This is a genomic window from Clostridium ganghwense (genome assembly GCF_026735165.1).
GTDB classification, from domain to species: domain Bacteria; phylum Bacillota; class Clostridia; order Clostridiales; family Clostridiaceae; genus Clostridium_H; species Clostridium_H ganghwense.
Genome location: NZ_JAPQES010000006.1, coordinates 243,908 through 267,674 on the forward strand (window position 1 = coordinate 243,908; position 23,767 = coordinate 267,674).

Here is a 23,767-nt window from a genome sequence, read left to right on the forward strand (position 1 = left end):
AATTGTATAGTAAAATTATTAATCTTTCAATAAAGTTATTTTGTTTTTAAATTTTTATACTGTCAATCAGCATTCCCTCAGCATTTCTAAGATAAATATGATCATTTTTCTTTATTCCTATTGTATAATCACTTGGAAGGCAATCTTCTGCCTGATAATACTTTATGCCATATTCACTTTCTTGTATTACCTTAGCTATTTTACGTCCAGAATTTTTAATAATATCTTGTATACTCATATACTCACCTCCTTAATATAAATTTATTTTGAATACTATTTTTTAATGTTAAATTATTTCTATATACAACAAAAAAAACATCAAGCCTATAAAAAGCTTGATGTTTTATATATTCTCTTCTATTAAATTTAATAAATAGGAGTACAAAAATGAGCATATTTAGGATTTTTCCCTCTTGTTATAGGGAAGAATAGATCTTTAATCTTCTTGCAAACTTGCCCTGTTTTTCCATCTCCAACAGCTCTATCATCTACTTCTACAACAGGAGTAACCTCCATAGCTGTTCCACTAAAGAAAACTTCCTCTGCTGCATAAAGCTCTGTCCTTGTTATACTTCTTTCAACAACTTTCATTCCTAATTCCTCTTCTGCCAGAAGCATAACTGTTTCTCTTGTTATTCCTTCAAGAATATTATCTGAAGGTGGAGGTGTAACTAATTTCCCTTTTCTAACCATAAATAAGTTTTCTCCTGGTCCCTCACATACATGACCATTTTGAGTTAAAAATATAGCTTCATCATAACCTCTACTAACAACTTCTAAAGAAGCAAGCGCTGAGTTCAAGTAAGCAGCAGTAGCTTTAGTTCTAGGTGGAAGCATATTATCGTTTATTCTTTGCCAAGAAGTCACTGCAACCCTCAACTCATCTTTACCTGTATAACTTCCTAATGGCATACAATAAATAAGCAAACGATCGTCATCATCTATAAGAGTAGGTCCTAACTTATTACTTCCTTTATAAGCAATTGGTCTTATATAAGTAGTTGTTTTAAATCCATGCTTCTTTATTAGTTCAATTGTTATATCGATAAGTTCATCAACTGTATATGGTAATTTTATATTTAAAGTTTTACAAGATTGAAGTAATCTTTCATAGTGTTCCCTCATTCTAAAACCGTAAAGTTGATTGGTTTCCTCATCCCAATAAGCTCTTATACCTTCAAAACATGCAAGTCCGTAATTAAATGCCTTACATCTTACACTTATACTAACATCTCTTTCATCTAATATTTTACCTTGGTAAAATACATATGATTCCTTCATATTAAAGCCCCCTTTTCATTTGAAATTGATGATTGCGCCCCTAAATCATTTCAAATCTTGCCCTTTTCTTTAATCTTTAATATTCTAATATTGATCTATCATGTAAGTTATAGCTTCTCCTGGAGGAACAATAGGAAATACCTTTTCTTCAGCATTAATCATACATTCTATAACAATAGGTTCATCTAACTCTAGTGCATATTCTAGAGCCTCTTCTACTTCATCATTTTTTGTAATCCTAATGCATTTTATTCCGTAAGCTTCACTTAGTTTCATAAAATCTACATCATTTTCAAAAATAGTACTTGAAAATCTCTTTTCATAAAACATATCCTGCCATTGATAAACCATTCCTAATGCATTGTTATTTAATACAAGCTGTATAATAGGAAGTTTATATCTAGCAACTGTTGCAAGTTCATGAGAATTCATTTTAAAACTACCGTCACCTGCTACATTTATAACTTTTCTTTGATTTTGTCCTATTGAAGCTCCAATTGCAGCACCTAAGCCAAATCCCATTGTTCCAAGTCCACCTGAAGAAACAAAAGTTCTTGGCTCAATATATTTATAAAATTGAGCTGCCCAAATTTGATTTTGTCCTACCTCAGTAGTTATAACACACTCACCTTCTGTAAGCTCATATAATTTATTTAAAATGTATGGAGGATATAAAGCCTTTTGACCGTTATATTGAAGACGATACATATCTTTCCATATTTTAATCTGAGAATTCCATTCACTTTCGTTTTTCTCATTAACTCTATCTGTTAATACTTTTAAAATTTCCTTAACGTCTCCTTTAACAGGAATATCTACATTTATATTCTTACCAATTTCTAAATCATCTATATCTATATGAATAACTTTAGCCTCTGGTGCAAATTCTTCTACTTTTCCTATGACACGATCACTAAATCTTGTTCCTAAAGCAATTAATAAATCACTATTTGTTACTGCATAATTAGAACATCTTGTTCCATGCATACCCACCATTCCAGTAAAATACTCATGATTTCCTGGAAAAGCACCTAACGCCATCAAACTACAGGTAACTGGTGATTTTATCTTTTCTGCAAAGTCTAATAGTTGTTTGCTGGCACCTGAAATAATCACTCCTCCTCCTGCATAAATAACAGGTTTTTTAGCATTATTTATTGCCTCAACTGCTTTATCAAGTTGTCCTTCCAATTCATTTTCTTTAGAATTTGTTTTATTGTAACCTTTAATATATGTTTTACATTTTTCTTTTAGATTTTCACTTTTATATTCTAACTCTGCTATTTGTATATCTTTGGGAATATCAACAAGTACAGGTCCAGGTCTTCCTTCTTTAGCTACTGCAAAAGCTTCTGCTATAATTTCAGGAAGTTTTTTTATATCTCTAACTATATAATTTTTTTTAGTAATAGGACGGGTTATTCCTGTTATATCAACTTCTTGGAAAGCTGCTTTCCCAAGCTGTGCTTGGGCTACTTGCCCTGTAAAAACTACCATAGGTATAGAATCTCTATATGCTGTCGCTATTCCTGTAACTGTATTTGTAGCTCCTGGTCCAGAAGTCACAAGGACTACCCCTGTTTTTCCTGTAGCTCTTGCATATCCATCAGCAGCATGAGCTGCCCCTTGCTCATGTGCTGTTAAAATATGTTTTATCTCTTTTTCATAATACAGTGCATCATAGATAGGAAGCACTGCTCCACCTGGATACCCAAAGATTGTATCAACACCCAACTCTTTTAAACATTCTAATAATACCTTCGCCCCTTTTAATTTCACTTTCCTAGCCCCCTATTACTTACTAAAAAACTTTATTTAGAATTTATCCATGACATCATGGCTCTTAATTCTTTACCAACTTTTTCAACTTGGTGTTCTCTTTCTCTTCTTCTAGTAGCGTTAAATTGTGGTCTGTTAACTTGGTTTTCTATAAGCCAATTTCTCGCAAAAGTTCCATCTTGAATTTCTGTTAAAACCTTCTTCATTTCTTTTCTAGTTTCATCAGTTATTATTCTACGTCCAACACTGTAGTCCCCATATTCTGCAGTATCACTAATAGAATATCTCATATTGCTTAGACCACCTTCAAATATTAGGTCTATTATTAATTTCATTTCATGTACACATTCAAAATATGCATTTTCTGGTGCATATCCAGCTTCAACTAAAGTTTCAAAACCAGCTTTCATAAGTTCTGTTAATCCACCACAAAGAACTGCTTGTTCTCCAAAAAGGTCCGTTTCTGTTTCATCTTTGAAAGTAGTTTCTAATACTCCTCCTCTAGTTCCACCAATTCCTTTAGCATAAGCTAAAGCATAGTCTTTAGCTTTTCCTGTATAATCTTGATATACAGCTATTAAGCATGGAACACCTTTCCCTTCTTCATATTGGCTTCTTACAAGATGTCCTGGTCCTTTAGGTGCTGCCATGTAAACATCTACGTATGCTGGTGGTACTATTTGACCATAGTGAATATTAAATCCGTGTGCAAAAACTAAAGCATTTCCTTCTTCAAGATTTGGTTCAACATCTTCTTTATATACTTTTGCTTGCTTTTCATCTGGTATTAATATCATAACTACATCAGCTTCTTTTACAGCTTCTGCTGTTTCTAAAACTCTTAATCCAGCTTCTTCTGCTACTTCTTTAGACTTACTTCCTTTGTAAAGTCCTACTCTAACATCTACCCCACTCTCTTTAAGATTTAGAGCATGTGCATGACCTTGACTTCCATATCCAATTACTGCAACCTTCTTTTCCTTTAATAATTCTAAATTTGCACTTTCATCATAATAAATCTTTGCCATTTTTATAGCCCCCTATTTTATATTTTAATTTTGTTTATAATAATAAAATCTTAATAATAACAGTTAGCCCCTTTGTAATTGTTATCATTTAATAATATTTATCAATCGTTTTTTTGTAATAAAAAAGATTTCCTGCCTTGAGGCGAAGAAATCGCGGTTCCACTCAAATTTATAACTCTAATAAATAACGGCTTCTACCGGCACAGCTTACTAATTTCAGCCTGCAGCTCCAGGGTGATTTTCAATAACCTATTATCTATGGGCTTTCACCTTTCCCCACTCTCTGTAAGACATATAATTATCTACTCTTCCCTATCTCAGCTTTTATTTTTTATAATTTAATATTTAGAATATTCTTGAAATAGAATTTTTGTTACTATTATTTTTCTTTTTTTGTTAAAAGCGACCCGATTTTTTATAAAAAAAATACATACTCTACCTCACATGAGGCGAAATATGCTCGCGGTACCACTCAAATTTATGACTATTATTAATAACGGCTCACACCGGCTCAGCTTACTTGATTCAGCCTGCAACTCGGAGGTGATTTTCAATAACCTATTATCTGTGGGCTTTCACCTTTTCCCACTCTCTGTAAGACATATAATTATTTACTCTTCCTCTTCACAGTTTTTGAAAATTGAAATTTATTTTTTGATTTGAGTCATAGTTTACTACTTTAAAGCAACTATGTCAATACATATTTTGAAAAAATTTTATATTTTTTAATATAGTAAGTTTATTTTATATTTTAATATAATCTATTATATTTACACATCCTATCAATTATGACCTAATTTTTTAAATTTATAAATAATATTTTATATTATCTTTATAAATAAGTTGATATATTTCTTTCTTATTGTAATAAAAATTGAAATTTAACCTTCAATTTTTACTACCCTTTTAAAACATTATGAATTTACATAAGTAATTATTTCATCTATATTTTTCTTTTTCGTAAAATCTACTGGATTGTTATAACTGGCGAGCATACCTCTTTCATCAGATGTTAATTCCTTTTTCTTCTTAAGCTTCCACTTTAGCAATGTCATAAGAAATTTATCAAAAGGGTTCAGTTTGTTGTAATTAAAACCACCCCGTAAATAAAAGAATCTTATATATTTTTGTTGCTCTTTAGTAAAGTTTTTATTTCTAACTTCGTTTATTACTTCTTCTCTTGAAGGTGATGCACCCGTTGCAAAAACCACAATCTTTTTGTCTTTGAGTTTATTAATGTTTTCCGTTATAAACTTTACTCCATTGATATCAACAGCATATAAACTGCCACCATAAATCACAGTATCATAGTTTTTAATAATATTTAGAGTGACTTTTGAAGCCTCAAAAATATCCGCAGATAACTCCTCTGCAATCCATTCTGAATATCTCTTTGTAAATCCTGTTTTCGACTTGTATATTACCACTGTTTTCATTATTTACACCTCTCTCTTATAATATAATAATCAAAGTCGACAATATTACTACTCCCGACTTTACTAATATTTATATATAAATATCAAGTGCTTTTATTCCTCTACGAGTAAGTTTAACAAAAATATAAATCCATAAATTCCTATTAATATAAATAAAACTATATTTACCTTAAATTCTTTAGATTCAAGTATTTTGACTTCCTATCAAATAGCCAAATCATTTTATTTTATGGGTTATCTAATTTTTTTACAATGGTTGTAAAAATCCTCAATATATTTCATGTCTAAACTAGTATTAATAATTTTATAATTCCTTGATCTTTGCCTATCACTTACATGAATATGAATAAAATTTCTATTTTCTATAGTAATACCAATCAAACCATTCTCATTATCATAAATACTGATCCAATAAATATCATCCACTTCACGAGGTACCGATCTTTTATACTCAATAAGCTGAAGTTTATCTAAGTATCCTAAAAACTCATTAATTTTATGAATATCATTACAAATTTTATGATTAAGCTCTTTTGTTATTTCAATTTCAGTAAATTGTTTTTCTGGATATTTACTTAATATCAACTCATTGAATGAACCACTTCTAGGATATTCATTGTATACTACAATAATTGTAACTATAGCAAATATAGCAATAAAAAATTTTTTCAAAACACTCACCTTTTAATTGTTTTACAATATTATACATTAAATCCAATTCAACTTCAATTTCAAGTGGAAAGTAAGCAAAAAGAGCTTAACACCCAATTAGTGTTAGCTCTTTAATTTCAATGTTTATATGTATTTTTACAAATGCGATATTTTATTTCCATTTTTGTCATATATACATCCCTTACTCGAAATATCTGAAGTACCTTCAATCTTATATATATCCAACACATGCTTTCCTAAATTTTGATTTGTATAGGTATTTCCATTATTACAAAATTGGTAAGAAGTAGCTTTTAAATCATAATTATTACCATACACAATAATCAAAGCCCATGAAGATGATTCTCCAAAATTATAGGTATTGAAATTAGAAGAACTATAAGAACCACCGAAGTACCTGTATCTATTAGAGAAAATGTTATCTTCTTCTAAAACAATGAGACGGTTCTCTGTTCCATTATTATAATAAGCAGCTAAAAAACCTTCTTCTGTTTTAGTTTTCAAAATATTCACTTGTTGAACATTCTCTTTCTTAGAAATAAAATTAATCAATTCTTGTTCGTCAGTAACACCTATTGATGATATATAGTGAGAACTAAAAAAATATACAGCTAAAAAACATATACCAGCTATACTAATTATGAATATTTTTTTCATTATGATTCTCCTTTTTTTATAACTAAACCATACTTCATCTAATTTTAAGCTTGATTTATCATAAGTAACCTTATTGACAGTTAATTACTTTGACCAATATAGTGGGCGAACTAGCATAATAGGTAGCTTTGTATGGGAATTACCTTTAGCTGTGTTGATCTGTGCTTGAGTAAGAAATATGCTATTTGTAAGATTAGCTCCACTAAGGTCAGTATCTCGTAAATCAGCACCAATGAGATCCGCACCACTCAAATCAACTCCCCTAAGGTTTGCTGCAATAAGACACGCTCCCCTCAGATCTGCACCTCTAAGATTGGTTTTTCTTAGGTCTGCTCCAAAATAATCTAATCTACGAGAGTTAGTATTACAATTTTTTGAACGAGTATTCTTTCCACTACGAGCTTTAGTACGCACCAACTCGCTAGTATTTTTAAGCAGCATATTAACCTTTGTTCGATGAGCTTCCACATCCAGTCCTAATAGAGAATCAATGTCAAGAAGTGTAAGGCGCTCAGTATTTTCCAATAATGAATTTATCTCATCTTTAATACTGTGGTTCGTTTGCAGGATGAATGCTTGAGTAAGATACCATAGCATTTCATGAAGCTGCCTCATTATCAGAAATGCCTCAAACATTTTCTTAGCATATTTTGGATTTTGTCGCCAGTCATGTCCACCACAAGTAACTTGAGCCACCTTTTGACCAGCACCAAAGCAGTCATAAGCAGTACACCCCTTAAGGCCCTTATTTCTAAGATTTTTGTGAACAGCGCAGGTAAATTCGGATTGTAAGTTTATACAAGGCTTACCGGCTTCTTTATTCGTTGGGAAACCTTCAGAAGCTGAAAAGTACAATGCTACACAGCATAAACCGAAACATTTTTCACAGTCAACTCTTAATTCTTTATTAATCTTATTTTCATGTGTATATATCATATTCATTTACCTCATATTAGAAAAAATATCTTTAAATTACGTAATTATTAATACTTATACAATTATACCAAAATAAACCATACTATACCAGCGTATCTATGGGCAAAGTTCCATGTATCTTTGTTTTTGGAAGACATTGTAGTTCTATACCCAAATGTCGAATTGATTTCCTTAGGTGGTTTCTTCATAAATAGAAGTCCAAATCCTATCATAGTGAATGATATAATAATTGTGATAAACAAAGAAAATATAAACATTTCCATCCGCCCCCAGATTAATATATCATATTTTATTTGTCATGAATTAATACCTCCAAATATTACAGCTTATTTATAAGAAAAGACACTAAAGTAAATAATAAATATACTAATACTACATCAACTAAAAAAGCTCCTATATCTACCCCTATTCTCATTAAAAGTATTTCATCTTTTCTTATAGGTGCTATATTAAAAGTAGTAAAATAAGCAATTGGATATCCAAATTTAAATTGAAATCCGTCACTATAAGAATAAGGTAATAACGGTACTGTTAGTAACACTATAATAATTGAATATATTAATAAATTCTTCCTTAATCTCATATAATCTCCCCTCTAAAATATTGAATGTCCTATTTTAAAGGTATTTGCCTTCAAATAAAACTATATAATAAAAATTTTGTATATATTGATACTTTATACACTATTATCATATTCACTTATGTCATCATATTTTGCTATTGTGTTGTTAGTATCAACTTAAATCTAATTATTGGATTATACAATCTTGTGAAATTATTTCAAGTGAAGCATCATCATCGTCATTCCAATTAACAAATACAAATTTACGGAAGGGGGATTGTTCTTTCATCTCACTAATTGAATAAAGTATCATACCTTCAGGTCTATTAGAACTTACTGATTTAACTCCTACAAATTTTACTATAATGATTTCATTATCCTCACTTCTTAAAGATACTTGAAGAGTATTTTGGTCTGATTCGATTGCTTTTATCCTACTATCGTGTACTCTATAGTCTCCAATATATCTAACGAAACTTTCCTCATGCATATATTTCATCTCCTAAAAATTACTATTGTATAATATCTTTAAAATATAATTTACCAATTACGAAAGATTGTGCTGCCTATATGTGATAAGTATTATCAACAATGAAGGCAGCGGCAATAGCAATGCTATCGAAATCATCTTCTATAACAATAATTTGATAATATTTAAGAAAATTATTACTCTTTACTTTTATAGTTGAAACCGTTACGTCATCCTTTTTAACTGAAAAATCACGAGCCATTATATCTCCAATAATCATGTATTTACCATTTGGTGATATAACAGTTATTTCTGGCTTTTTAAATGCACTTCCTTCTCTTACAGTAATACAGGTATTATCTACAAGAATAATATCAAAATCTCGCCTTAAAATAGCCCATTGCTTTTTAATTGAAAACAATTCATTTCCATTTAAATCTTTAATGAATATCCTATGACCGATTCCAGCAATTGCACCTAAAAACCTGTCAATCAAGCCCAAGAATCTGTTTTCAGTTGCTATGTAGACTGGTTCTTTTGATTCGTTATATATGTTATATTTATAATCACCAAACAATGAAAACTTATTTTCCATGTAATATCTCTTCAATCGTCTACACCTCTGTTATGTAAATAATCTACTTCGTTATCATCTACAATCTTGTATTAACACATTATATGATCTTATAAGGATTTTTCTTAAAATACATTTAAATATTTAAATGCATTTTAAGAAAAGTATATATGTCATTATAATAATTTCTTTCAAAGCTAAAATACCATCTATAATTTATAATCAACAAATTACAATCCTTAAACTCATAGTTTTCAATATCTTCCCATTTAATAAGTGTAAAACAATATACTATTCCCTCTTTGGTTACTCCTATTTTTCTTTTAAATTTAATAGTATAATTTATTAATTGTAATAGAATTATGGGCTTAATAGTATCAAATATTATTAATCCTTCACTTATAAAACCTTTAATACAAAATAATAATAGATATATCATTATAGTAATTAAAATAATTATTAATCTTTTATTGCCTTTATCTAATCTTAAATCAAAAATATAATTAGCCTTCTTATTTTCTTTAATAATACTAATAAATCTAAACATACATAAAACACTACATATTATAAATGCAATACTATAAAAAATTCTAAAATACATACTTAATATCCCTTTTTTAACCTTATCATCGTTATATTTGAAAATATTAATTCAGATCATATTTCTATAATATATAATATCTGCAAAATATTTTACTTATCTTTGAATACTTTTTATTTATTTGTCAATAATTTTTAATAGTTAACACTCAACCAAAATCTTAATTTTTTTTCATTTTAACTTAATTTATCCCCCAAGGCTTATAAGTCAGATACTTATAAGCCTTTATCCCTTATATACCCCTTCTCAATATTTTTTTCTTAAATTCATTAAAAATAGTTATATTCCACCATTATTTAGTTATACTTTGGTATCATTGGATTATATTTAAAGATAGCAAACTCTTTTTGTCATAGTTAATATATTTTTATTTCTTAAACTAAGCTCCTGCAGTTGCAGGAGCTTAGTTTATTGTATAGAATTTTTGTTACCAGTTGCGTCGCTATTTTTTGCTATTATGCCTTAACTGTTTCTTTTAATATTAGCTTTTTATATCGTCATTTTAGAAGATTGTGACTAAGCAACAAACACATTGTACTCATAAATGCTCTGCTTTAGTAAATTATCGATGATGCCACTCCTCGATTCGAAATTTTTCAGTCATAATAACATATGCTGAGCATACCGAACAATATCCACATTCCGGATTAGAGCAACAATACGAAATCTCATCATCTGACAAATTACATGTTTCTCCGATTAAGGATTTCATAAATATTTCAACATCAATCATAGGGAAAAAAGTTCTAATATAATTTTTCATATTTATATTCATATTATTTAAGTATTCGTCTATATCATCATCCAATGGACTTCTTCCTTGATAAAACACTTCATCTGCTTCTTCTGTAAATATTTTTTGCGCATATACATAATCGGAATAGCTTTCATCATCCTCTAATTCAGGCATTTTATCTTTAATAATAAAACTACACAATTCATCGGTTTCTTGATCTGCCCAAAAAGCATCCCCACACCCGAAATAATCATTAAATAAAAATATTAAAAATCTATTCTCTATCTGTTCAATATTTTCAACGATTTGTTTCTGCTTGTCAGCATAATATAAATTGATTTTAGTAATATCAGGCTTTTCATCAGAATTTAAGGCTCCCATTTTATTTAAGAAATCCCAATTTAAATCAATTACTACTCTATCACTTGTGAAAATGCCTAAATGTCCAATATAGAAATCACCTTTCAAATATAACTCACCGTCATCATTAGATTTAATCTCAAACATACTCTGCCCCCTCATATTCTATAAATCATTACTTCATAATATTAAACAATTTCGTCTTAAAATGTTATATATTCTTGCGACGTAATATCTTTATATTGTAACCTAACTGAAACCATAAATTATGTTCATAATCTTTACATCTTTAATAGTTTCGCAAGATTATTCCCCATTATATTATCTAAATCTTTCTGGGATAATAATAATTGTTTTAATCTGTTTTGTATCTTCTCAATATTATCAATTCCATAAGGAGTATCTGACCCTAAAATCAGCTTTGTACTTCCAACTGCCTTAAAAGCCTTTTTAAGTATTTTAATTGGATATAACTGTGGTGCAGACAAATCATAATATACATTAGGATTTTTAGTACTTTTATTTATTTTTTCAAAACCAATCATATGCGCAACGATAAACGTAGTATCCTGAAATCTATTTGTTACCTTGATAAACTGCAACACTTGTTCTTCTGATAATAGATGTATAAAAATAGGAATGTTTTTGTCTGTTGCCCATTTAATAATTTTAATGCTTTTATGATTACAAATATCAAATCTGTTCCAACATTGATGCATTTTAATCATTCTAAAGTGATACAATTGGTAATATTTATTGAGTTTTTCAAGGCAATCCTCATCTAAAGGATTTGTCCAATAAGTATTCAGTATTCTTTCAGGATATTCTCTTGAAATATCGTATACAACTTTGTTTTGCTCATCAATGTGAGCAGATGCCCCACTTATTTTTGTTACAACACAGATAATCTTATTGAAAAAGTACCCTAAGTTTGCACTTTTAAATATATCTTATAACATTGGATAAGCATAATTTTTTTTGCTTTCTGGTTCTCCTGCGCACAATACAACTATATCTATTCCATGCAAGTCTAAATACTTTATGATGTTGTCACCATTGGCATATGTACCACAAGCATGTGCATGTCCATCTATAATCATAAAACGTGTCTCCTACCTTTTTTATGTAAATTAGATTCAATTTATCTCAAATTTTATTTGATTTTTGTTTGACTTATCATATAAAGTTCCAATCACCGTGGCTCCAAACCCATGCCACTTTATTATAATATCCAAATTATATTTCTTATTTTTATATTTAGCAGTGCCTTTATATGAATGATTTTTTACATCTCTTAAATTAGCTTTTTTATCTTTTAAATTAAGTTTCAGTATATTAAATGAAACACTATTCTTCTCTATAAAAAAACTCCCATAAGTTCCACTTAATATTCCACAATAGAATTCTCTCATTTGTACATTTGAAATTATATCTTTTTTTATTTTTTCACCTTTTGGGGCTTGTTCATATGTAAATCCTGCAACGCATGGCATTCCAACTCCTCTAGACTCTCTTGAACATCCATGAAGTGATAATAACACTATTATTACTAACAATACTTTTAAAATTTTTGATTTATTTATTTTATAATTCCGCATATATTATATCCCTCGTATAACATATATTAATAAATTTATATTGAAAAATTTTAACTAAATCTTAAATATTTTAACAAATTTATCGTCCTGTTTAAAATACTGTAATATACCTTCAATCTTTTCAGTGCTTTTATCTTTTAAATTGTATATATAAGTTGCTTGAGTTTTTGATTTACCATCAAAAAGAATGACATTATCCTCATCCATAAATCGATTGAACTGTCTTAAGCTTTCATCTTTTATTCCTTTAATGGTTTATTTATCTCCACTCCTGTTCATATATGAAATCAAATTTCACAACAGAATTCTCGATTTTATCTCCTATTCTATATTGTACCTTATATATTGACTCTCGCCAGCTAAGTGATTCAATATCAACTACTTCTCCACCAATTTTTCTTATATGACTTTGAATTTTTTTATTACAGACTTTAGGTCTCCAGTAACATTCATGTATTATTAAGGCTACTAATACTAATATATAAATAACGTCAGTCATATTTTCCCTCCCACAAAGTTAATCAAATTATTATATCTTTTTAAGTCGTTTCATTAAATAAGAATACATTTAAATAATTAATTTATACTTTACAATTCATTTAAGTCAATTATAATCTTATTGCAATTTTTACGCCTATAGCATTTAACCCTTATACAATCACTTAATACTTCTCCACCAAATACAGTTACTTTTTCAAGCAGCCCCATATTTTCATTATGCCACTTAAGGCTGTGTAATCCACTATCAATAAAACCTTTTATTAAGTCACCTTTACAGTAAGGACACTCTAACTTCATACAGTTTCTCCCCTCCCACATATTCACAATATATAAATATTCGTATCACTAAGAATACTTAAGGTCCAAAAATAAGTGTTCCAACATACCAATATATCCATGGTAGAAAGAATAATATACAGTTAGTTATAATTCCCAGTTTAATAATTCTGTTGTAATCTTTTTGAAGAGCTATAATAGCAAAAATAATACCTACTGTGCTTATGAACGGAGTAAGTAATAAGGGTAGTCCCTCTAATTTTTGAAAGGGTGTTATTTGAAAAAGCCAATTTAAGATAAGTAATATTTGAAATATAGCTATACCAATGGGGAATATACTTATAACTTTCCAAATCTTTGATTGTGATTGTTCACCGTTATTTAGTTTTGTCATTTCAATTTCCCCCAATATATTTTTACTTAAATAGATATTCCTTTTTGCTCAGTTGATCCTTCCACATTTTTCACCTTTCTTCATTTCTGCTTATTAATACACTATTTCTTTATATAGAGTAATGTGCAAAAACTATAAACACATATTACCCTATCCTTTGACTACCACCCATAATTCATAACTCCACTTATGCTTTTAAGAGCCCACATTCCTTTATCACTTTTTTCATAAATATTTTTTCTATCAAATTGTCCCCATCTTTCATATTTGCCACTTTCCTCAATTACTAGTTCTTCTTTATCTAGATACGTATACTTTTTAATATACGCCTTTTTAATAGAAACCTCATCATCATAAATTGTGGGAATAAATATATTATGCTTAATATTAAATTTCCCATCTTCTGATTTTTCTAGCAGATTAGAAGCTATATTTACAGCTATTTCTTTATTCCTTCTGTTTTCTAAAATTTTTATAAACTCCTCTTTACTGACTATATAATTATTTGTATTATTTTTAGTCAAATCATTATTTAAATTTTTCAATGGTTTCCATGTTTCCTTTAATATGTTTGATGCTTCATTAATGTTAAATTCAATTTGCTCTGCAGCAGTTTGCTTGATGTGTCTAACTCTATTATGATAAAGAATCAAAAACATTATTGTAAAATAACCTAATAAAACTAATATCCTACTAACACCAGTAATTTTTTTCATACTATTCTTACCTCTTTAATTTGAACTTATTAAGTCATTCCTACTTAAACCTATTTGAGCAATCAATAAATAAAGACACTGTTTTAACTGTTACATATAATGAATATACAAGTAGCCCTAATAACACGATTATATCTAAAAAAGGTACTATCATAAATAATGCTCCTACTAGTGAAAATACAATTAGTTTTATATTCATATCCCATAATTTTGCACTTCTATCTCCTATATCAGATGCTTCTATAGAATTCGCCATTTCTTGTATTCCCATAAATATGTGAAATAACATTATAAATTGAAATATACTTTCAATAACCGTCAAACTCGATGTCACTAAGTTTGACATACTTAATCCCATATGAAATGTTAGATATTTATAAAAATAACTAAATAAAGCTAAAGGTATAAATGGAATCATAAGATATATTAACTTCTTAAAATGCTCACTACTATCTTTTAATTTTATAAAAGCAATAAGAAATAAAATGTATCCTAAAAAATTAGGTAGAATTTTAAAATCATATTTTGTTATAGGAACTGAGATAGTTGAAAATATAATCCCCCATATTAATAGCTTAAAAGAATTCTTGTACATACTGCTTCCCCCTAAATGCATTGTCTTTTTCTCTGCTATTCTTTTTCACTTATATTTTTATTATTTTTGTCTATATAAATATCAAGTGCCCTTATTCCTCTGTGAGCAAGTTTAACAAATAATACAAACCCGTATATACCAGCGCCTAAGAATGCAAGATATATTAATATAATAATCATTGAAAATCCAGAATAATATGCCATTGTAAACACCCTCCTAATAATTTGTAATATATAAAAATAATACCACTTTGATATAAAAATAACAATTAAGCTTATAAACAATAATAAGCTTAAGTAAAGGGATTCTACACTTAAAATTTAATGTAGAATCCCTTTACTTTATAATATACAAATTTATTTAATTTTTTATTGCACTTTTATTATTGTTCACTGATAAGCTTCTTCGTCTATAAACACTTAATATAATTCCTACCGATATCATATTAAATAAACACATTGCTCCTCCGTAACTTATAAATGGTAGAGTTACTGATACAGTAGGTGCTAAATTAACATTTATAAGTATATTGAGTAAGTACTGAACTATAAATATACTTACTAAACCACTTATAAGTAACTTACCATATCCATCATGAATTTTATTTGTTATGTGTAATATTCTCATTATAAAAGCAATAATAAGTGTAATTAATACAGCTGCCCCTATCCATCCAAAGGTATAAACTATGTAATTGAATATATACTCTGAATGTATACCAGGAAATGAATATTCCAGAAAAGCTTTTCCATGCCCAAACATTCCTGATGAATGTATTATATTGTATATAAGTGAATTAGTATATGTGTTTCCTCTTGGATCAGAAAGAGGGTGTAAAAAAGCAAAAAATCTTTTTATTCTATAAGGCTCTGTAAATATACACATTACAAAAATCATAATATTAAATCCAATCAACAAAAAAGCATATTTTTTATTTAATCCTGATTTTACTGCTAAAACTATAAACGCCACAAAATATATTCCGCATGAAGTTAATGATACTCCTAGGAACATAATTATCATAGGACATATTAAATAAGCAAATGCTTTAATCAAATTTATTTTTCTGCTCCAATCCCAATTATTGAAAATACCTGCTAAAGCAATTATAAATACATATGGACTAACATCTATAAAATTAAAAGGATAATCTCCTATATAAATCACAACTTGCCCATGCATAGTTGTACCTATACTCATAAGAAATACACAAAGCATAAAGAAGCCTATGAACATGTAATTTGAATATTTTTCTAATTTCCTGTAATCAAAATAATACAATAAAATTACTGATGCTGTTCCAGCAAGAGCATATTTAATACTGTTGTTAAACATGTATTCTGTGCTTCGAAGTAATCCACTGTTTTCCATAAAATACATTAATACTACCCCTATATTCACTAAAACTAAAGTCAAAATTAAAGTTATCAAATCTGGAGTACCTTTATGCGCTAAATTCAGCTGTTTTCCTACTTCCTCTGCATCTCCCATACGCTCTATAGCTTTAATTAATGCTTTATCTTCTGAAATATCATTATCCAGATATTCTTCTTCTATTTCTTCAATATGAGAAATTAATTCTTCTTTTATTTCTGCATGAGCTTCTTTATATTTAATGTATGAACATACTCGATCTAAATACTCATTAACATTAGAATTTTTATCTACTGACACACGATCCCCTCCCACAAGATTTTATCTACAGTTGAACGGAAAGTAGTCCATTCCTCCTGCTTTTTCTTTAGTGATAGTTTACCTTCATCAGTAATCTTATAATATTTTCTTCTTCGTTTGCCTTCGCTTTGATTCCAATATGCCTCTACCAAACCTTCTCTCTCCAAGGTATGTAAAATAGGATATAGGGTCCCTTCTTTAAATGTAAAAATACCACTGGATTTTTCTTCAATTTCCTTAATCATCTCATAACCATACATGGGCTTTTTATCTAAGAGTTTTAAAATTAGAATTACGGTACTTCCTTTAAGTAATTCTTTATTAATTTTCATTATTGTCACCTCCAAGTAATGATATTTTAAGTTATCTTTATTATACCTCGTAAATCTATGTATCGTATTTCTAGGTATAATTATAGCATATTTTTACATTAAGTAAATATTTTTGACGGAGAAAAAAGCTTCGATAATTTAAAAATTTTCTCTGAACTCATAAATGAACTTCACGGAAAGAATATCTTTATTTATCTATCTTTTTTTTAGCGTTTGATATTTAGCTCTTCATCTGTAACAGTTCAAAGCTTGTCTACGTAATATGTAGTGTGAGGTGATATTATATGGCAACATTTTATGTTCCAGATGATTATAGTTCAATTAACGCTGCTGTTAATGATACAGCTGTAAAACCAGGAGATACAATTATAGTTAAATATAATGCAAGTGGCTATAATGAAGAGGTATCTATTACTAAAGATAATCTTCGCATCTTAGCATATAATGCTGATGTATTTCTTGATGGAAATACTCCTACAACTCTATCTGGACCTGCATTCCATGTGAATGGCTGCAGCAATGTAAGAATTGAAGGTTTTAAGATTCAGGACTATACACAAGGAATTAAGATTGAGAACAGTGCTAATACTATTATAAATAAATGTAATTTTATTAATATAACTACCACTGGAGTTAATATTACAGGAACAAGTAGTAATAATACTATAACTAAATGTGAGTTTACAACAAGTACTGGAGATGCAATAGTAATTGGAGGTGTATCACCAACCTATCCTTCTAATGGTTGTAATGATATTACTAAAAACAGTATAAATGAGTTAAATGGAATAAAAATTACACATTCGCACAATAACAATCTCGCTTGTAATCAAATAACTGGTAATGCATTTACCGGAATCAGCTTGGAAAATGCAAATAACAATCATATTATCAGAAACTTTATAGAAGGTGCTGCTGGACACAATACCCATGCAATTTATATTAACGCTTCAAACAATAACAATCTTTCTAGAAATATGATTAAAGTAGATACTGACGCAGGTTCAACACCAATTGACATTGTAGATTCAAGTGGTACAACTTTATCCAATAACACAATAGAAGAACTTACAACTTAAAATTAAACAATAGATTCTAATTTAAATAGAGAAAACTTAGGCTTTATCACCTAAGTTTTTTATTTATCACCTCACTTTTAAAATAATCTGTTTATTTTTTTAATAATAAACTATTTTATAAAAACACCCATAAAGGCTTGTCTACATAATATATAATGTGAGGTGATATTATATGGCAACAATTTATGTTCCAGATGATTATACTAAAATTCAAGATGCTGTTGATGCTGCATCACCAGGAGATAAAATTAGAGTTAAAGATGGTTCCTATAATGAAGAGGTATCTATTACTAAAGATAATCTTCACATCATAGCAGATGGTTCTAATGTAGTTCTTGATGGAAGTGGTACAACATTCCTTTTGGATGGCTGCAGTAATGTAAAAATTGAAGGGTTTACTATTAGAAGCTATTATACTGGAATTAAGATTTATAATGGTAGTAATAATACTATATCTCAATGTGCGTTTAGTGATATTAGTGGTTATGCTGATGCTGCTGGAGTTAGGATTTATAACGGTAGTAATAATACTATATGTCAATGTGCGTTTAGTGATATTAAGAGTCGTGTTGGTGCTACTGGAGTTAGGATTTATAACAGTAGTAATAATACTATATCTCAATGTGATTTTACTCAATGTAATACGGAAGGAGATAGTGAATATGCACCAATAAAACTTGAAGATGCCAATTGCAACGATATAACTAAAAATAGAATATGGGACTCGTATAATGGAATAATACTTTCAAATTCCCATAACAACAATTTTATTAGTAACCAAATATGGAGTAATACCGGCATTGATTTTTATTTAGAGAATTCAAATAACAACTTAATAAGTAGAAATCTTATAGACAGTAATGGAGACAGAACAATTTATATTAAATCTTCAATTAACAACTCAATTTCTAGAAATATGATTAGGGTAGGTTCAGGTTCTAAAGCAATTGTACAGTCAGGTAGTATAACTTTATCCAATAACTCAATAGAAGAACTTACACCTTAAAATTAAACAATAGATTCTAATTCAAATAGAGAAAACTTAGGATTTATCACCTAAGTTTTTTTATTTATCGCCTTACTTTTAAAATAATCTGTTTATTTTTTTAATAATTAACTGTTTTATGAAAACACCCATAAAGGCTTGTCTACATAATATATAATGTGAGGTGATATTATATGACAACAATTTATGTTCCAGATGATTATACTACAATTCAAGCTGCTGTTACTGCTGCATCACCAGGAGATGAAATTAGAGTTAAAGATGGTTCCTATAATGAAGAGGTATCTATTGATAAAGATAATCTTCACATCGTAGCAGATGGTTCTAATGTAGTTCTTGATGGAAGTAGTATATCTTCTCCTTCTACAGCATTCACTGTGGATGGCTACAGTAATATAAAAATTGAAGGGTTTACTATTATATTCTATAGTACTGGAGTTTATTATAGCGATAATAATAATACTATATCTCAATGTGAGTTTAATGAATGTATCTATAGCACAGTTTTTATTAGTAACAGTAGTAATAATACTATATATCTATGTGATATTAATAAGTATGGAGTTTTTATTTATAACGGTAGTAATAATACCATATCTCAATGTAATTTTACTCAATGTAATACGGAAGGAGATAGTGAATATGCATCAATAAAACTTGAAGATACTAATTGTAACGATATAACTAAAAATAGAATATGGTACTCTGGTAATAATGGAATAATCCTTTCAAATTCCCATAACAACAATCTTATTAGTAACCAAATATGGAGTAATACCGACACTGATTTTAGTTTAGAGAATTCAAATAACAACTTAATAAGTAGAAATCTTATAGATAGTGATACAGACAAAGCAATTTATGTTAAATCTTCAAATCACAACTCAATTTCTAGAAATATGATTAGGGTAGGTTCAGGTTCTAAATCAATTGTACAGTCAGGTAGTACAACTTTATCCAATAATACAATAGAAGAACTTACAACTTAAAATTAAATAATAGATTCTAATTCAAACAGAGAAAACTTAGGCTTTATCACCTAAGTTTTTTATTTATCGCCTCACTTTTAAAATAATCTGTTTATTTTTTAATAATGAACTGTTTTATGAGAACACCCACAAAGGCTTGTCTACATAATATATAGTGAGGTGAGATTTTATGGCAATAATTTATGTTCCAGATGATTATACTAAAATTCAAGATGCTGTTGATGCTGCATCACCAGGAGATGAAATTAGAGTTAAAGATGGTTCCTATAATGAAGCGGTATCTATTACTAAAGATAATCTTCACATCATAGCAGATGGTTCTAATGTAGTTCTTGATGGAGAAACTCCTACAACTTTATCTGAACCTGCATTCCATGTGAGTGGCTGCAGTAATGTAAAAATTGAAGGGTTTACTATTAGACACTATAATACTGAACTTTTCATTGATAATGGTAGTAGTAATAATACTATATCTCAATGTGCGTTTAGTGATATTGATAGTGGTATAGCTGATGGTAGTGGAGTTAGTATTTCTAACGGTAGTAATAATACTATATCTCATTGTGCGTTTAGTCATATTGGGAATCCTACTGGTGCTACTGGAGTTTGGATTAGTTTCGGTAGCAATAATACTATATGTCAATGTGAGTTTAATAATATTGAGGCCTATGGAGTTCGGATTCTTAACAGTAGTAATTGCAACGATATAACTAAAAATAGAATCTGGAACTCTCATAATGGAATAAAAATTCAAGATTCCCACAATAACAATCTTATTAGTAACCAAATATGGCGTAATACCGACACTGATTTTAGTTTAGAGAATTCAAATAACAACTTAATAAGTAGAAATCTTATAGATAGTGATACAAGTCAAGTATTTTCTATTAATTCTTCAAAGAACAACTCAATTTCTAGAAATATGATTAGAGTGGATACTAGAACAGATGCTGGCGTAATTAATATTTTAGATTTAAGTTGCAATACTTTCTCTAAGAACACAATAGAAGAACTTACACCTTAAAATTAAACAATAGATTTTAATTCAAATAGAAAAAACTTAGGCTAACACCTAAGTTTTCTCTTATGTTTGCTTCATAATATCAAATTATATTGCTTCTTAATCATCAAAGTTCTTAAAATCAATTCTCAAACTAACACTAATATACGGTCTAATTTTTATCTCTAAATATCTATCTAATAAGCTATCTGCAAAAATTATTATAGCTTCTTCTCTTACTAATTCACCATTATTATCTTCATATTCTTCCGTTCTATATTCTATATTGCTTACCCTAATATGATTTATACTAATTAGGTTTCTGCCTTCTTTAAACCAACTTAAAGAAAATAAATTATCTTCATTATAATCTAATATTAATTTATTAGATAAATCAACTGTATCCCACTTAGTTATATGTGTTGTATCAACTTCTAAATTATCATCTTTCTCTTCCAATAAATAGTGATAGAAACCATCTCCATCTATTTCGCAATTCATATTAAATATATCAGAAAAGAATTCATTTAAATCTCCTATTAACCTTGCTTCAAACTCTCTCATGGCAGCAAGCTTTCCCCTGTATTCAATTTTTCCACTCTCAATTAACTTTCTTACTCTATAATCAATATATAAATCCCCAACAAGCTGTTCTGATTTACCCATAGTATCTCCAATAATTCTAGCAGCTTTTCTAAAACTCAAAGTACAATTATATAATATATCATTATCATAATAGCTTTCATCTACTCCAACTATTTTATTGTCCTTTAATATTCTCAAATTTTCTTTAGAGTTTCTTAGAACTTCCCAGTCATCAATCAAATTATTACATCTTTCTTTATCTATCTTTTTAATTTTAGAAATAATGTTATGTATCTCTTCTGGACTGCACTCCGCTAAAGCTCTTGGTATGTATTCATTATCATTATACCCTCGTACATATGACTCTGAAACATTAACCTCATATAAATCTCTATTTTTTAATAAAGAAACTAAACATCTTAATCCAACTTGGTCATTAGTGTTTTCTCCATGCCATATTACAATCTTTGAATCCTGCTCAATATTTCTTATATCTTCATGTATTTCAATAAAATCTTCCTTAATATGTTCAAGATATTCATAAGCTGAAACCTTCTTTAAAATATCTGTAAAATATTCTATTCTTTTTATCATTCCTACTTCAGTCTCAATTTCATAAATTGGTCCTATTGAATAATCTTCTCTTATACCTATTATACTTCCGTTGTATTCATTTGGATTGTTTTCAATAAAATATCTTAAACTTCCTCTAGCTGAATCTCCAAATACAATATGAACATATTTACTCATACTTCTATCCCCTTTAATTGAAAATTTGTAATATGAAACAATGTAACAACAAGTTAGTCTAATGTAGAATTAATGTTTATTAATTTTAATCTTTACATTTTTCTCATTAGCAATTATTTCTGCTTCACCACCTATTGGAAAAGTTATTTGTGGAGTTGTATGCCCAAAATTCACTTCAGCAATTACTGGTATATTGTTCAATATTGGTTTTGTTTTAACTATTTTATATAGTTGTTCTTTCGTAATTTTCATATCTACTTGGAATTTACCAAGTATTATTCCTTTTACTTTATCAAAATTAGGTTGATGAATTAAAGATTGTAAATCTCTATCAAAAGTTTCTGGTGAACTTAGATCATCATCTTCTATAAATAAAACTACATCTTCTAAGTCAGGCATATATTTTGTACCTTGTAAAAGATTAAATGTACATAGATTTCCACCAATTATTTTCCCTTTAGCAGTTCCTTCATTAATTACTTCATATCCTTCATTTTCAAAAAAAACTCTATTCTCTTGGTCCAAATACCAAGAATCATCACTCCATTGTTTTGATGGCTCAACTTCAAACTCAGTTTCTTCCATTAAACATTTTTTAAAATATTCTTTTGTATATTCTATACCTTTTTTCATTCCAAAGCTTGAAAAATGCGGGCCAGAGTATGTAATTAAACCTGTCATTTTATAAATGGCATTACTTAAAGCAGTTATATCTGAATAACCACATATTATTTTAGGATTATTTTTTATGATTTCAAAATCTATATAATCTAATAACTGATTAGAATTATAGCCCCCAATAACTGTTAGTATTGCCTTAACATTTTTATCTAAAAAGGCTTCATGTAAGTCATCAATTCTAGATTTTATTGATGAAGAACAAAACTCATCGATTTCTTCACAATTCTTAGAAAAACTCACTTTGAATCCCATGTCTTCTAAGGTTTTAACTGCTATTTCTTTTGATTCATCATTCATTATACTTAAACTTCTTGCTGGAGCAATAACTCTTATTTCATCACCAAATTTTAATTTATTAGCTAACATTTTAATTCCCCTTTCAAAAATAATTTTTTGAATTCTTTAGTTCATTTTTCACTTCATTCTCTTAATTATTGTATTTAATTATATATTAAATTATATAGAAGAACAATATTAAGCATAGTACATAAAACTTTTTA

32 protein-coding genes and 2 other annotated features are annotated in these 23,767 nt (G+C 28.5%); of the genes, 4 read left to right on the top strand and 28 right to left on the bottom strand.

Features of this window, described 5'->3' with window-relative positions:
* Positions 1–46: 46 nt before the first annotated feature.
* The 26 genes from OXH55_RS16345 to OXH55_RS16470 all read right to left on the bottom strand — a co-directional run bounded on the left by OXH55_RS16345 (position 47) and on the right by OXH55_RS16470 (position 17,177).
* Positions 47–238, bottom strand: coding sequence for a hypothetical protein (locus OXH55_RS16345; RefSeq protein WP_268051123.1), 192 nt, complete (start codon positions 236–238; stop codon positions 47–49).
* Positions 239–366: 128 nt separating this feature from the next.
* Positions 367–1,281 (bottom strand): branched-chain amino acid transaminase, encoded by a 915-nt coding sequence (locus OXH55_RS16350; RefSeq protein WP_268051124.1) that lies wholly within the window; start codon positions 1,279–1,281, stop codon positions 367–369.
* An 84-nt stretch (positions 1,282–1,365) separates the two neighbouring features.
* Entirely contained in the window at positions 1,366–3,060 is a 1,695-nt protein-coding gene (gene ilvB, locus OXH55_RS16355; protein WP_268051125.1) for a biosynthetic-type acetolactate synthase large subunit, read from the bottom strand.
* A 32-nt stretch (positions 3,061–3,092) separates the two neighbouring features.
* Positions 3,093–4,088, bottom strand: coding sequence for a ketol-acid reductoisomerase (gene ilvC, locus OXH55_RS16360; RefSeq protein ID WP_268051126.1), 996 nt, complete (start codon positions 4,086–4,088; stop codon positions 3,093–3,095).
* 135 nt (positions 4,089–4,223) lie between these two features.
* Positions 4,224–4,416, bottom strand: a binding site (T-box leader).
* Between the two features lie 114 nt (positions 4,417–4,530).
* Positions 4,531–4,725: a binding site (T-box leader), on the bottom strand.
* 277 nt (positions 4,726–5,002) lie between these two features.
* Positions 5,003–5,524 (bottom strand): flavodoxin domain-containing protein, encoded by a 522-nt coding sequence (locus OXH55_RS16365; RefSeq protein WP_268051127.1) that lies wholly within the window; start codon positions 5,522–5,524, stop codon positions 5,003–5,005.
* A 234-nt stretch (positions 5,525–5,758) separates the two neighbouring features.
* Positions 5,759–6,196 (bottom strand): hypothetical protein, encoded by a 438-nt coding sequence (locus tag OXH55_RS16370; RefSeq protein ID WP_268051128.1) that lies wholly within the window; start codon positions 6,194–6,196, stop codon positions 5,759–5,761.
* 135 nt (positions 6,197–6,331) lie between these two features.
* Positions 6,332–6,853: a hypothetical protein gene (locus OXH55_RS16375; RefSeq protein WP_268051129.1), complete on the bottom strand. Its 522-nt coding sequence runs from the start codon at positions 6,851–6,853 to the stop codon at positions 6,332–6,334.
* 84 nt (positions 6,854–6,937) lie between these two features.
* Positions 6,938–7,789: a pentapeptide repeat-containing protein gene (locus OXH55_RS16380; RefSeq protein ID WP_268051130.1), complete on the bottom strand. Its 852-nt coding sequence runs from the start codon at positions 7,787–7,789 to the stop codon at positions 6,938–6,940.
* 62 nt (positions 7,790–7,851) lie between these two features.
* On the bottom strand, positions 7,852–8,031 hold the full coding sequence (locus OXH55_RS16385; RefSeq protein WP_268051132.1) for an SdpI family protein: 180 nt from the start codon (positions 8,029–8,031) through the stop codon (positions 7,852–7,854).
* A gap of 77 nt (positions 8,032–8,108) precedes the next feature.
* Positions 8,109–8,372 (bottom strand): hypothetical protein, encoded by a 264-nt coding sequence (locus tag OXH55_RS16390; RefSeq protein WP_268051133.1) that lies wholly within the window; start codon positions 8,370–8,372, stop codon positions 8,109–8,111.
* A gap of 166 nt (positions 8,373–8,538) precedes the next feature.
* Entirely contained in the window at positions 8,539–8,841 is a 303-nt protein-coding gene (locus tag OXH55_RS16395; protein WP_268051134.1) for a hypothetical protein, read from the bottom strand.
* Between the two features lie 76 nt (positions 8,842–8,917).
* The gene (locus OXH55_RS16400; protein WP_268051135.1) at positions 8,918–9,430 is read right to left on the bottom strand and encodes an LURP-one-related family protein; all 513 of its coding nucleotides are present in this window, start codon (positions 9,428–9,430) and stop codon (positions 8,918–8,920) included.
* A 100-nt stretch (positions 9,431–9,530) separates the two neighbouring features.
* Positions 9,531–9,941 carry a hypothetical protein gene (locus tag OXH55_RS16405; protein ID WP_268051136.1) on the bottom strand — a complete coding sequence of 137 codons (411 nt, stop codon included), beginning with the start codon at positions 9,939–9,941 and terminating at the stop codon, positions 9,531–9,533.
* Between the two features lie 616 nt (positions 9,942–10,557).
* Positions 10,558–11,199, bottom strand: a complete 642-nt coding sequence (locus OXH55_RS16410; RefSeq protein ID WP_268051137.1) for a hypothetical protein — start codon at positions 11,197–11,199, stop codon at positions 10,558–10,560.
* Between the two features lie 173 nt (positions 11,200–11,372).
* The gene (locus tag OXH55_RS16415) at positions 11,373–12,038 is read right to left on the bottom strand and encodes an amidohydrolase family protein (protein WP_336296791.1); all 666 of its coding nucleotides are present in this window, start codon (positions 12,036–12,038) and stop codon (positions 11,373–11,375) included.
* 3 nt (positions 12,039–12,041) lie between these two features.
* Positions 12,042–12,191 (bottom strand): hypothetical protein, encoded by a 150-nt coding sequence (locus OXH55_RS16420; protein ID WP_268051139.1) that lies wholly within the window; start codon positions 12,189–12,191, stop codon positions 12,042–12,044.
* A 36-nt stretch (positions 12,192–12,227) separates the two neighbouring features.
* On the bottom strand, positions 12,228–12,689 hold the full coding sequence (locus OXH55_RS16425; RefSeq protein ID WP_268051140.1) for a hypothetical protein: 462 nt from the start codon (positions 12,687–12,689) through the stop codon (positions 12,228–12,230).
* Positions 12,690–12,743: 54 nt separating this feature from the next.
* Positions 12,744–12,896 carry a hypothetical protein gene (locus OXH55_RS16430; protein ID WP_268051142.1) on the bottom strand — a complete coding sequence of 51 codons (153 nt, stop codon included), beginning with the start codon at positions 12,894–12,896 and terminating at the stop codon, positions 12,744–12,746.
* Between the two features lie 52 nt (positions 12,897–12,948).
* Positions 12,949–13,188: a hypothetical protein gene (locus tag OXH55_RS16435; protein ID WP_268051143.1), complete on the bottom strand. Its 240-nt coding sequence runs from the start codon at positions 13,186–13,188 to the stop codon at positions 12,949–12,951.
* A gap of 89 nt (positions 13,189–13,277) precedes the next feature.
* Entirely contained in the window at positions 13,278–13,487 is a 210-nt protein-coding gene (locus tag OXH55_RS16440) for a PF20097 family protein (RefSeq protein WP_268051145.1), read from the bottom strand.
* A 58-nt stretch (positions 13,488–13,545) separates the two neighbouring features.
* Positions 13,546–13,860 carry a hypothetical protein gene (locus OXH55_RS16445; RefSeq protein ID WP_268051146.1) on the bottom strand — a complete coding sequence of 105 codons (315 nt, stop codon included), beginning with the start codon at positions 13,858–13,860 and terminating at the stop codon, positions 13,546–13,548.
* 161 nt (positions 13,861–14,021) lie between these two features.
* On the bottom strand, positions 14,022–14,576 hold the full coding sequence (locus OXH55_RS16450; RefSeq protein WP_268051147.1) for a hypothetical protein: 555 nt from the start codon (positions 14,574–14,576) through the stop codon (positions 14,022–14,024).
* Positions 14,577–14,616: 40 nt separating this feature from the next.
* On the bottom strand, positions 14,617–15,171 hold the full coding sequence (locus OXH55_RS16455) for a hypothetical protein (protein WP_268051148.1): 555 nt from the start codon (positions 15,169–15,171) through the stop codon (positions 14,617–14,619).
* A 35-nt stretch (positions 15,172–15,206) separates the two neighbouring features.
* A complete protein-coding gene (locus OXH55_RS16460) occupies positions 15,207–15,374 on the bottom strand; it encodes a hypothetical protein (protein ID WP_268051149.1) in 168 nt (55 codons plus the stop codon).
* Positions 15,375–15,531: 157 nt separating this feature from the next.
* Positions 15,532–16,845, bottom strand: a complete 1,314-nt coding sequence (locus tag OXH55_RS16465) for an FtsW/RodA/SpoVE family cell cycle protein (RefSeq protein WP_268051151.1) — start codon at positions 16,843–16,845, stop codon at positions 15,532–15,534.
* Entirely contained in the window at positions 16,836–17,177 is a 342-nt protein-coding gene (locus OXH55_RS16470) for a PadR family transcriptional regulator (protein WP_268051152.1), read from the bottom strand. Before OXH55_RS16470 ends, OXH55_RS16465 begins: the two co-directional genes overlap by 10 nt.
* 284 nt (positions 17,178–17,461) lie before the next feature.
* Between OXH55_RS16470 and OXH55_RS16475 the strand changes: the two genes are divergently transcribed.
* From OXH55_RS16475 to OXH55_RS16490, 4 genes are all read left to right on the top strand, one after another.
* Positions 17,462–18,256: a right-handed parallel beta-helix repeat-containing protein gene (locus OXH55_RS16475; protein ID WP_268051153.1), complete on the top strand. Its 795-nt coding sequence runs from the start codon at positions 17,462–17,464 to the stop codon at positions 18,254–18,256.
* Between the two features lie 172 nt (positions 18,257–18,428).
* Positions 18,429–19,262 (top strand): right-handed parallel beta-helix repeat-containing protein, encoded by an 834-nt coding sequence (locus tag OXH55_RS16480; protein ID WP_268051154.1) that lies wholly within the window; start codon positions 18,429–18,431, stop codon positions 19,260–19,262.
* A 173-nt stretch (positions 19,263–19,435) separates the two neighbouring features.
* Positions 19,436–20,251: a right-handed parallel beta-helix repeat-containing protein gene (locus tag OXH55_RS16485; RefSeq protein WP_268051155.1), complete on the top strand. Its 816-nt coding sequence runs from the start codon at positions 19,436–19,438 to the stop codon at positions 20,249–20,251.
* 169 nt (positions 20,252–20,420) lie between these two features.
* The gene (locus tag OXH55_RS16490) at positions 20,421–21,275 is read left to right on the top strand and encodes a right-handed parallel beta-helix repeat-containing protein (protein WP_268051157.1); all 855 of its coding nucleotides are present in this window, start codon (positions 20,421–20,423) and stop codon (positions 21,273–21,275) included.
* A gap of 96 nt (positions 21,276–21,371) precedes the next feature.
* On the opposite strand, the gene OXH55_RS16495 is transcribed toward OXH55_RS16490, so the two are convergent.
* Both OXH55_RS16495 and OXH55_RS16500 read right to left on the bottom strand, forming a co-directional pair.
* Positions 21,372–22,586 carry a DUF1835 domain-containing protein gene (locus OXH55_RS16495; RefSeq protein WP_268051158.1) on the bottom strand — a complete coding sequence of 405 codons (1,215 nt, stop codon included), beginning with the start codon at positions 22,584–22,586 and terminating at the stop codon, positions 21,372–21,374.
* A gap of 69 nt (positions 22,587–22,655) precedes the next feature.
* Positions 22,656–23,633, bottom strand: a complete 978-nt coding sequence (locus OXH55_RS16500; protein ID WP_268051159.1) for a S66 family peptidase — start codon at positions 23,631–23,633, stop codon at positions 22,656–22,658.
* Positions 23,634–23,767 lie beyond the last annotated feature (134 nt).

Coding starts and splice junctions, on each gene's coding strand:
- OXH55_RS16345 (WP_268051123.1), bottom strand. CDS start 238: ATGAGTATACAAGATATTATTAAAAATTCTGGACGTAAAATAGCTAAG.
- OXH55_RS16350 (WP_268051124.1), bottom strand. CDS start 1,281: ATGAAGGAATCATATGTATTTTACCAAGGTAAAATATTAGATGAAAGA.
- ilvC (WP_268051126.1), bottom strand. CDS start 4,088: ATGGCAAAGATTTATTATGATGAAAGTGCAAATTTAGAATTATTAAAG.
- OXH55_RS16365 (WP_268051127.1), bottom strand. CDS start 5,524: ATGAAAACAGTGGTAATATACAAGTCGAAAACAGGATTTACAAAGAGA.
- OXH55_RS16375 (WP_268051129.1), bottom strand. CDS start 6,853: ATGAAAAAAATATTCATAATTAGTATAGCTGGTATATGTTTTTTAGCT.
- OXH55_RS16380 (WP_268051130.1), bottom strand. CDS start 7,789: ATGATATATACACATGAAAATAAGATTAATAAAGAATTAAGAGTTGAC.
- OXH55_RS16390 (WP_268051133.1), bottom strand. CDS start 8,372: ATGAGATTAAGGAAGAATTTATTAATATATTCAATTATTATAGTGTTA.
- OXH55_RS16395 (WP_268051134.1), bottom strand. CDS start 8,841: ATGCATGAGGAAAGTTTCGTTAGATATATTGGAGACTATAGAGTACAC.
- OXH55_RS16405 (WP_268051136.1), bottom strand. CDS start 9,941: ATGTTTAGATTTATTAGTATTATTAAAGAAAATAAGAAGGCTAATTAT.
- OXH55_RS16420 (WP_268051139.1), bottom strand. CDS start 12,191: ATGATTATAGATGGACATGCACATGCTTGTGGTACATATGCCAATGGT.
- OXH55_RS16425 (WP_268051140.1), bottom strand. CDS start 12,689: ATGCGGAATTATAAAATAAATAAATCAAAAATTTTAAAAGTATTGTTA.
- OXH55_RS16430 (WP_268051142.1), bottom strand. CDS start 12,896: ATGGATGAGGATAATGTCATTCTTTTTGATGGTAAATCAAAAACTCAA.
- OXH55_RS16435 (WP_268051143.1), bottom strand. CDS start 13,188: ATGACTGACGTTATTTATATATTAGTATTAGTAGCCTTAATAATACAT.
- OXH55_RS16440 (WP_268051145.1), bottom strand. CDS start 13,487: ATGAAGTTAGAGTGTCCTTACTGTAAAGGTGACTTAATAAAAGGTTTT.
- OXH55_RS16445 (WP_268051146.1), bottom strand. CDS start 13,860: ATGACAAAACTAAATAACGGTGAACAATCACAATCAAAGATTTGGAAA.
- OXH55_RS16450 (WP_268051147.1), bottom strand. CDS start 14,576: ATGAAAAAAATTACTGGTGTTAGTAGGATATTAGTTTTATTAGGTTAT.
- OXH55_RS16455 (WP_268051148.1), bottom strand. CDS start 15,171: ATGTACAAGAATTCTTTTAAGCTATTAATATGGGGGATTATATTTTCA.
- OXH55_RS16460 (WP_268051149.1), bottom strand. CDS start 15,374: ATGGCATATTATTCTGGATTTTCAATGATTATTATATTAATATATCTT.
- OXH55_RS16470 (WP_268051152.1), bottom strand. CDS start 17,177: ATGAAAATTAATAAAGAATTACTTAAAGGAAGTACCGTAATTCTAATT.
- OXH55_RS16475 (WP_268051153.1), top strand. CDS start 17,462: ATGGCAACATTTTATGTTCCAGATGATTATAGTTCAATTAACGCTGCT.
- OXH55_RS16480 (WP_268051154.1), top strand. CDS start 18,429: ATGGCAACAATTTATGTTCCAGATGATTATACTAAAATTCAAGATGCT.
- OXH55_RS16485 (WP_268051155.1), top strand. CDS start 19,436: ATGACAACAATTTATGTTCCAGATGATTATACTACAATTCAAGCTGCT.
- OXH55_RS16490 (WP_268051157.1), top strand. CDS start 20,421: ATGGCAATAATTTATGTTCCAGATGATTATACTAAAATTCAAGATGCT.
- OXH55_RS16495 (WP_268051158.1), bottom strand. CDS start 22,586: ATGAGTAAATATGTTCATATTGTATTTGGAGATTCAGCTAGAGGAAGT.
- OXH55_RS16500 (WP_268051159.1), bottom strand. CDS start 23,633: ATGTTAGCTAATAAATTAAAATTTGGTGATGAAATAAGAGTTATTGCT.